Raw genomic sequence first — 7,836 nt, 5'->3', positions numbered from 1 at the left:
GTTTAACAGTAAGGAAACTGCTGTAACAGTTAGCAATCTCGATGCACAGCTTGTCAAGGTTGTTGACGGTGACAAGGTCCTGAATGATGTTGTCGACAACGATGTTGCAGCACCTCAGTCAGTAACCATTTGGGCTGTTGTTCCACAGGAATAGTTCGCATGTTTTACGGATGTTTTTGAAAAACTTACGTAAAACCCCATAACCTAAACCTTGATTCATATGTTTAGGTAATACTGAGAGACCGAATCAGGCAATGGATTCGGTCTCTTAATTTTTTGTGATACCGGAATATTCAGGTTTCATACAAAAAGGCCGGGAGATCCATACGTTGCTCCCGGCCTTTTTCTGTCTATACTGTAACGACTTACTTATGAGCCTTTTCGAATTTTTCCATAAAGGCAACCAGAGCCTTAACGCCTTCAAGAGGCATTGCATTGTAAAGGCTGGCTCTCATACCGCCAAGTACTCTGTGCCCCTTGAGGGAAATGAGATTATTAGCCTTGGCTTCGGCAATAAACTGCTGATCGAGACTGCTGTCCTTCAGGAAGAAAGGAATGTTCATGCGTGAACGCACGCCTTCGGCAACGTTGTTGCTGTAGAAATCAGAACTGTCAATGAAGTTATAGAGAAGTTCTGACTTTTCCTTATTGATGGCTTCCATCGCTTCAACACCGCCGAGGCTCTTTAACCAGGCAAATACCTTGCCGGCAAAGTACCATGCAAAGGTATTAGGAGTGTTAAGCATTGAATCATGATCGGCAGTGACCTTGTAGTCCCAGATTGCAGGAGTGATTGACTGTGCATGACCAATCAGATCTTCTCTTACGATAACAATAGTAATGCCTGAAGGTCCGATATTCTTCTGAGCACCGCCGTAAAGCATACCGAATTTTGAAACATCCATGCGACGGGAAAGAATGCATGATGAAATGTCGGCAATCAGTGGAACGTCACCGGTATCAGGAGTATTGAACATTTCGATACCGTGAATGGTTTCGTTCATACATACGTGAACATAGGCTGAATCCTTCTTTAAAGGAAGACCTTCAAGCTTAAGATCAACCTTGCCGTCAGCATTTACGAAGTCACCCTTAATGGAATTCACGTTGGTGTACTTCACTGCTTCTTCAGCTGCGTAACCTGACCAGGCACCGGTAACAATGTAGTCGGCAGAACCGTCTGCAGTAGCAAGATTCATTGGAAGATTGGCAAAAACACCTCTTCCGCCGCCGTGCATGAACAGTACCTTATAGTTGTCAGGGATATTCATGAGCTCACGAAGATCAGCAGTGGCTTTTTCAGCGATAGCCAGATAATCCTTGGAGCGGTGGGAGATTTCAATTACGCCGGCACCGATTCCGTTGATATCCAAAAACTCCTTCTGAACATCCTTCATAACAGCTTCAGGAAGCATGGAAGGACCTGCTGCAAAATTGTATACCTTACTCATAGAGAGACACCTTGTCCTATTCTGATATTTGCTCGAAAAATAATTTAAAAATAGATGCGAACATTATACAGAAAAAACAGGCATAAAGATAAAAATAAAACATAAATGGGCGTTTTTCCCGCATGATACCGGCAGATAACGGACTGTTCGAAGTCCGGTCCAGATAAAACAAGGGAGGAGAAAAACCTTATGTTTTTCTCCTCCCTGACCGTCAGTAAATCTGAAGTATTAAGCCTCAGGCTTTTTCTTCAGTCTGAAATAATCAGATGTCAGAAGCATCCGGAGCGTCAGATGCGGCATCTGCAACTGATTCTCCGTCAGATGCAGCATCAGCGACGCCATCTGCATCAACGTCAGCCGGGATCTGACCGTCCTGTTCCTCGTCATCGGTCTTCACAACACGCTGTACGGAAACAAGTTTGAGACCTTCATCAAGACGAATGAGACGAACGCCCTGACCGTAACGGGAAATCACGCTGACCTCATCAACACGGGTACGAACAAGGATACCGGCATTGTTGATAAGGATGATTTCGTCACCGTCGGCAACCTGTACTGCACCGATTACCCTACCGTTACGATCCTCACCCTTGATGGCGATTACGCCCTTGGCATTACGGCGTCTCAACGGGAAGTCGGCAACAGGACTGCGCTTACCGAAGCCGTTTTCGGTGGCAATCAGTACATATGGCAGACTGCTGTCGATAACCATCATGGAAACAACCTGATGTCCCTTGGCAAGATTCATGCCCCTTACACCTCGTGACACACGGCCGGAAGCTCTTACACCGCCACGGTAATTAGGACCGATAACAAGAACATCATCCTCTGAACCTTCACCTTCGCCGTCAGCATCGGCACTTACGGCTTCCTCAATGGTCTCTGCAGCTTCGGTCGCATCCTCGTTTTCACTGTCCGTATCGAGGGTGGCATCTGCTTCAGGAGTTAACGGAGAATACTCGTTGAAGAGACATGCACGTCCGTCAGAACTGAACAGTGCAATTACGTCACTGCCTGATGTCAGCGCAACATTGACAAGGCTTACGCCTTCATCAAGCTTAATGGCTCTGAGCCCCTGAGCATTAACGTTTCTGTAAGCACTCAGCTTGGTCTTCTTTACATAACCGTTGGAGGTTGCAAAGAACAGGAACTTGTTCTCATCAAAACTGTTTACCGGAACAATGGTCTGAATTGACTCGTTTTCCTCAAGTCTCAGCAGATTCACAATCGGACGTCCCTTAGAATTTGAAGACGCCTCCGGCAGGTCGTATACGTTGATTGAGAACACCTTGCCGCGGGAAGTAAAGCACAACACGGTATCATGTGTATTTACCACATACATGCTGTCGATTACATCCTCATCCTTCACCAGGGTGGCACGACGGCCGCGACCGCCACGCTTCTGGGCTTCGTATTCAGATAAAGGCTGGTACTTGATATAACCTGCATGGGACAGGGTAATGACGGCTGAAACCGGATCAATCAGATCCTTCTTGGTGATTTCAGCAGTGTTGGTTTCAATCACGCTTCTTCTGGCGTCACCGTATTCATTGCGGATCTGCTCCAGTTCCTCAATGATGATGTCACGAAGAAGCTCTTCTGATGCCAGAATCCTCAGGTATTCCTTAATCTGAGCCGTAAGTTCACGGTATTCATCGGTAATCTTGTCCTGTTCCAGATTGGTCAGACGGTGCAAAGGCATGTCCAGAATTGCCACGGTCTGAGGATCGGAGAAGAAGTAGAACCCATCGTGATGCCGTCTGCGGCAAGTTCAATAAGACTGTTAAGTTCCCCGTAATTCCATGGATGAGCCATCAGGGCTGCATGTGCCTCCTGTCTGTTGGCACTGCCCTTGATAATGGCAATGATTTCGTCAATGTTGCTTAAGGCCACAAGCAGAGCTTCGAGCTTATGTGCTCTGTCACGGGCGATCTTAAGATCATAAACGGTACGTCTTGTTACAACTTCCTTTCTGTGCTTGATGAAGTGCTCAAGAATCTGCTTGAGATTAAGAACTTCAGGACGGTTGTCAACGAGTGCCAGCATGTTTATAGGGAAAGACACCTGCATTCTGGTCTGCTGGAAAAGCTTGTTAAGTACTATTTCAGGAGACTCATTCTGACGCAGGAAGATTTCAATGCGAACCTTTTTGGTTGAACCGTTATTCACACGGGTTATGCCTTCGATGGTATGATCACGCATGCATTCGCTGATCTTCTTTTCGATTTCAGCAGGTCCCACACCATAAGGAAGTTCGGTAACAACGATCTTCTGTTTACCGTTTTCATCCCCCTCAATCGTGGTCTTTGCACGAATGATGGCCTTACCGTTACCGGTCTGATAAGCCCTTCTGATGTCACTCTGTCCGTAGATGATGCCGCCTGTAGGGAAATCAGGAGCAGGAATATACTGCATGAGCTCATCAACGGTAAGTTCAGGATTACGCATTAATGCCACGGTGGCATTTACGACTTCTGACAGATTGTGAGTCGGAATATTGGTGGCCATACCTACCGCAATGCCTGAGGTTCCGTTAACCAGAAGGTTCGGAAGCTTATTTGGCATTACAACCGGAATTGTTTCACTGTTATCGTAGTTTGGTACGGTATCAACGGTTTCTTTTTCCAGATCAGCAACCATTTCGCCGCAGATCTTGGACATTCTGACTTCGGTATAACGCATGGCCGCAGCCTTGTAACCGTCAAGGTCACCGAAGTTGCCGTGACCGTCCACGAGCGGATAACGGAGGGAGAAATCCTGAGCCATACGGACGATGGTATCATAAACGGCCGTATCACCGTGAGGATGATACTTACCGATAACATCACCAACTACACGTGCTGACTTTAAATGCTTGGTATTGTAAAAGTTTCTCAGCTTGTACATGGAGTACAGACTGCGTCTGTGTACCGGCTTTAAACCGTCTCTTACGTCTGGGAGTGCACGATCCACGATTACGCTCATGGCATAATTGATAAATGCGCTCTGAAGCTGTTCAGTGATCTTTACCGGACGGACATTCTCCGGTAATGAATCTCTGGATGTTGTATTGTCACTCATCTCAATTACTCATTATTAATATAAAAAATTTGTGGCTCATTGTACCATAAAACCATATTATTTTCATGCAGTTTCCTAGCCCGGAAGTGACGTCAGCCGGTGTTCCTGAGATAATCTGAATATTTTCGCCGTCAGATGCTTTTTGTTTTCTGCCCGCCCCCCTTACATTAAGGTTTAGAATTCCGTTTTTTCATTCAGAAGGATTATTATTTCATACACTACGTTTCCGTCTGACGCCTGACTGCCGGATTCATTTTCCCGTCATGGCATGCATGCCACGGTTTTAATATTTTTTTGTTAAATTTCATCGAAACTAATTATATAATTGTCGGACTTTCATATCCTGACAGTCTGAACAGATCGTATCTTATCCGGCGGAAGACGGGCTCATTACACTGCCGGACGGAAACGTCGTCAATGCACCTGTTCGGACAGTCACAGCCAAAAGGAATACAACAATGTGGTTTAAAAATGTCAGAGTATACACGCTCGATACAGGGTTCAAGTACAGCACCGAAGAACTTGACAAACTTCTTGCACCTCAGAAATACACTCCGTGTTCAGGTCAGGACATGGTACGTTTCGGTTGGGTAAGTCCGCTCGGACAGGACGAGGAGGTTCTCTGTCATAAGATCAATGACGACTACTTCTTCCGCTGCAGAACCGAAAAAAGAATGCTCCCTGCCAGCGTGGTTAATGAAGAATTAAAGGAAAAGGTGGAAGAGCTCGAACTTAAGCAGGCACGTAACGTAAGCAAAAAGGAAAAGGCGGAGCTCAAGGAAAACATCGTTAATGAACTCCTGCCTAGAGCTTTCCGACTCCATAAGGAAAACTGGATCTGGGTTAGCGGCAAATACGGCTATGTCGTGGTAAACGTGGCCTCAGACAAGCAGGCAGAGGATCTTATCGCCCTCTTAAGAAAAAGTCTCGGTTCCCTTCCGGCCCGCCTCTTCAAATTCAACAAATCCGTTAACGACTGCATGACGGAATGGGTTGCCAACGGTGAAGGCCCGGTTGGAATTGAAATCGGCGACGAGGTTGAACTCAAGGCGGTTGACGGTGCCGGCGGCACCATCAAGGCAAAGAAACAGGACCTGGACACTGCAGAAATCAAGGCTCACCTTGAAGCAGGCAAGGTTGTTACAAGTCTTGCAATCACCGTAAACAATGACGTATCACTTGTCATAGACGATTCTTTTGCCCTTAAGAGAATAAAGCTTTCCGACACCGTTATTGACGAGAACGCCACCGTTAGCGATGACCCGGCAGCCCAGCTCGATGCCGATCTTACCCTTATAAGCGGCGAATTCTCAAAGCTGATTCCGGTACTGGTTGATGCATTCGGCGGCGAAAGCGAAGCTGAATAAAGCATAACGGACGATCCGGAAACGGTTAACCGTTTTTCCCATTCATAAAATGCACTTAATCCGGCAGCGGCCATACTGTTCATGGCGCTGCCGGATTTTATGATTAGAGGCTTTTTTTATTTTATACCGGTCAGATGATACACAAATCACGGAGAAAATTATAAAATATGGCAGCTTCTAAAATTCAAACACCAGATTTAAGGGATCACACATGAAAAAACCTGAGCTTTTATCACCGGCAGGCACATTAAAGAACTTAAGATACGCCACGGCCTTCGGTGCCGATGCCGTCTATGCCGGTCAGCCCCGCTACAGTCTGCGAATCAGAAACAATGAATTCGATTATCAGACTCTTGAATCAGCCATCAGGGAACTGCATGATGCGGGAAAGAAGCTCTACATGGTCGTAAACATTCAGCCTCACAACATCAAGGTAAAAAAGTTTGCCAAAGATCTTGCCGACATTGTTGCCCTTAACCCTGATGCCTTAATCATGTCAGATCCCGGCATGATTATGATGGTAAGGGAAGCCTATCCGGACATGCCGATTCATCTTTCGGTACAGGCAAACACAATTAACTTTGCCTCCGTGCGCTTCTGGGAAAAAATGGGACTTAAGAGAATAATACTTTCCAGAGAGCTTCATCTTGACGAAATCAGGGAAATCCGCGATGAATGTCCTCAGATGGAACTGGAGGTTTTTGTTCACGGTGCTCTGTGCATGGCCTACTCCGGCCGCTGCCTGCTGAGCGGTTATCTCACCCACCGCGACTCAAATCAGGGAGCCTGCACCAACTCCTGCAGATGGGCCTATAAGATACACAAGGCCGTAGAAGACGATACCGGAGAGCTGGTCGAACCGGATCTCGGCAGTGAGCTTGTTACCCCGCACAGCTATCTTCTGGAAGAACCTAAGAGACCGGGTGAACTCATGGCCTGCGACGAGGATGAACACGGTACCTACATCATGAACTCACGAGATCTGCGTGCCGTCGAACACGTGCAGAAACTCTGTGAAATCGGTGTTGACTCCCTTAAGATTGAAGGTCGCACAAAATCTTTCTACTACTGTGCCAGAACCGCCTCAGTCTACCGCCGTGCCATCGACGCCGCCATGCGCGGAGAAAATATCGTGGAGGAACTGAAATCCGAACTCGAATCACTGGCACACAGAGGCTATACGGACGGATTCCTTACCCGTCACGGAATCAGTGAATACCAGAACTACGACTACGGCTACAGTATCTCCGATAAGAGCCAGTTCGTCGGTGAAGTGACCGGTGTCGACGCTGACGGTCTGTGGCAGGTAAGTGTACGCAACCGTTTTGAACTCGGAGACACCCTGGAAATACTTTCTCCGGGAGTAAGAGAGTTCATTACCCTTGACAATCTGCTTGATAAGAAAAAGCAGCCTGTTACCGTAGCCCCCGGTGACGGACACGTGGTTTTCTTCAAATGTCCGCTGCCCCCTGAATACGCGCATATGGGCATAATCGTACGTCATTTCAGAAACGGAGAGAATACGAGACAGCCCGTAATCAGACAGAAATAATCCTGTCTGACATTTTAAACCGGAAAAGACACGGAACTGCCCGTATACGGGATATTCCGTACTTTTCAGATTAAAGGCTCGGAACTCAATTCTTCTGAGCTTTTTCTTTTTGAAGCCGCAGAAATCCCCGACCATAAGCAGGCAAAGGGATTTCATTTATTGTGAATTCAGTCTTCTTTTGAAACACAAAACATGCTTATACTCTATACAGGAGGATTGTCGTTTTTACTGAACCTTTTAACCCATGTTCAAAAAACAGCCACATCCTTCTTTACAAGTATGATTCAGTAATAGTAGTATTGAAACAGAGGAATGCAGCATCGGTAATGTTGCGGATTTATCATAGGGATATGTGATTCCACAGATTAAGAGTGGAGAGATTTGTTATGAAAAGATACAATGCTGA

The 7,836-nt window shown here is 46.5% G+C and carries 5 protein-coding genes; 2 read left to right on the top strand and 3 right to left on the bottom strand.

Features of this window, described 5'->3' with window-relative positions:
• Nucleotides 1-365: 365 nt before the first annotated feature.
• The 3 genes from serC to QZU58_RS09915 all read right to left on the bottom strand — a co-directional run bounded on the left by serC (nt 366) and on the right by QZU58_RS09915 (nt 4,511).
• On the bottom strand, nt 366-1,451 hold the full coding sequence (gene serC, locus QZU58_RS09925) for a 3-phosphoserine/phosphohydroxythreonine transaminase (protein ID WP_294496430.1): 1,086 nt from the start codon (nt 1,449-1,451) through the stop codon (nt 366-368).
• A 262-nt stretch (nt 1,452-1,713) separates the two neighbouring features.
• The gene (locus QZU58_RS09920) at nt 1,714-3,168 is read right to left on the bottom strand and encodes a DNA gyrase C-terminal beta-propeller domain-containing protein (RefSeq protein WP_294496428.1); all 1,455 of its coding nucleotides are present in this window, start codon (nt 3,166-3,168) and stop codon (nt 1,714-1,716) included.
• Nucleotides 3,135-4,511 (bottom strand): DNA gyrase subunit A, encoded by a 1,377-nt coding sequence (locus tag QZU58_RS09915; protein WP_294496426.1) that lies wholly within the window; start codon nt 4,509-4,511, stop codon nt 3,135-3,137. The genes QZU58_RS09920 and QZU58_RS09915 overlap by 34 nt, the downstream gene beginning before the upstream one ends.
• A gap of 458 nt (nt 4,512-4,969) precedes the next feature.
• On the opposite strand from QZU58_RS09915, the gene rdgC reads away from it, so the two are divergent.
• Together rdgC and yegQ are read left to right on the top strand one after the other, a co-directional pair.
• Nucleotides 4,970-5,878 carry a recombination-associated protein RdgC gene (gene rdgC / locus QZU58_RS09910; RefSeq protein ID WP_294496423.1) on the top strand — a complete coding sequence of 303 codons (909 nt, stop codon included), beginning with the start codon at nt 4,970-4,972 and terminating at the stop codon, nt 5,876-5,878.
• A gap of 211 nt (nt 5,879-6,089) precedes the next feature.
• Nucleotides 6,090-7,430 carry a tRNA 5-hydroxyuridine modification protein YegQ gene (gene yegQ, locus QZU58_RS09905; protein ID WP_294496422.1) on the top strand — a complete coding sequence of 447 codons (1,341 nt, stop codon included), beginning with the start codon at nt 6,090-6,092 and terminating at the stop codon, nt 7,428-7,430.
• The last annotated feature ends 406 nt before the right edge of the window (nt 7,431-7,836 follow it).

The organism is uncultured Ruminobacter sp. (assembly GCA_902764345.1).
GTDB lineage: Bacteria > Pseudomonadota > Gammaproteobacteria > Enterobacterales > Succinivibrionaceae > Ruminobacter.
This window is presented reverse-complemented; position numbering and strand designations above follow the sequence as displayed.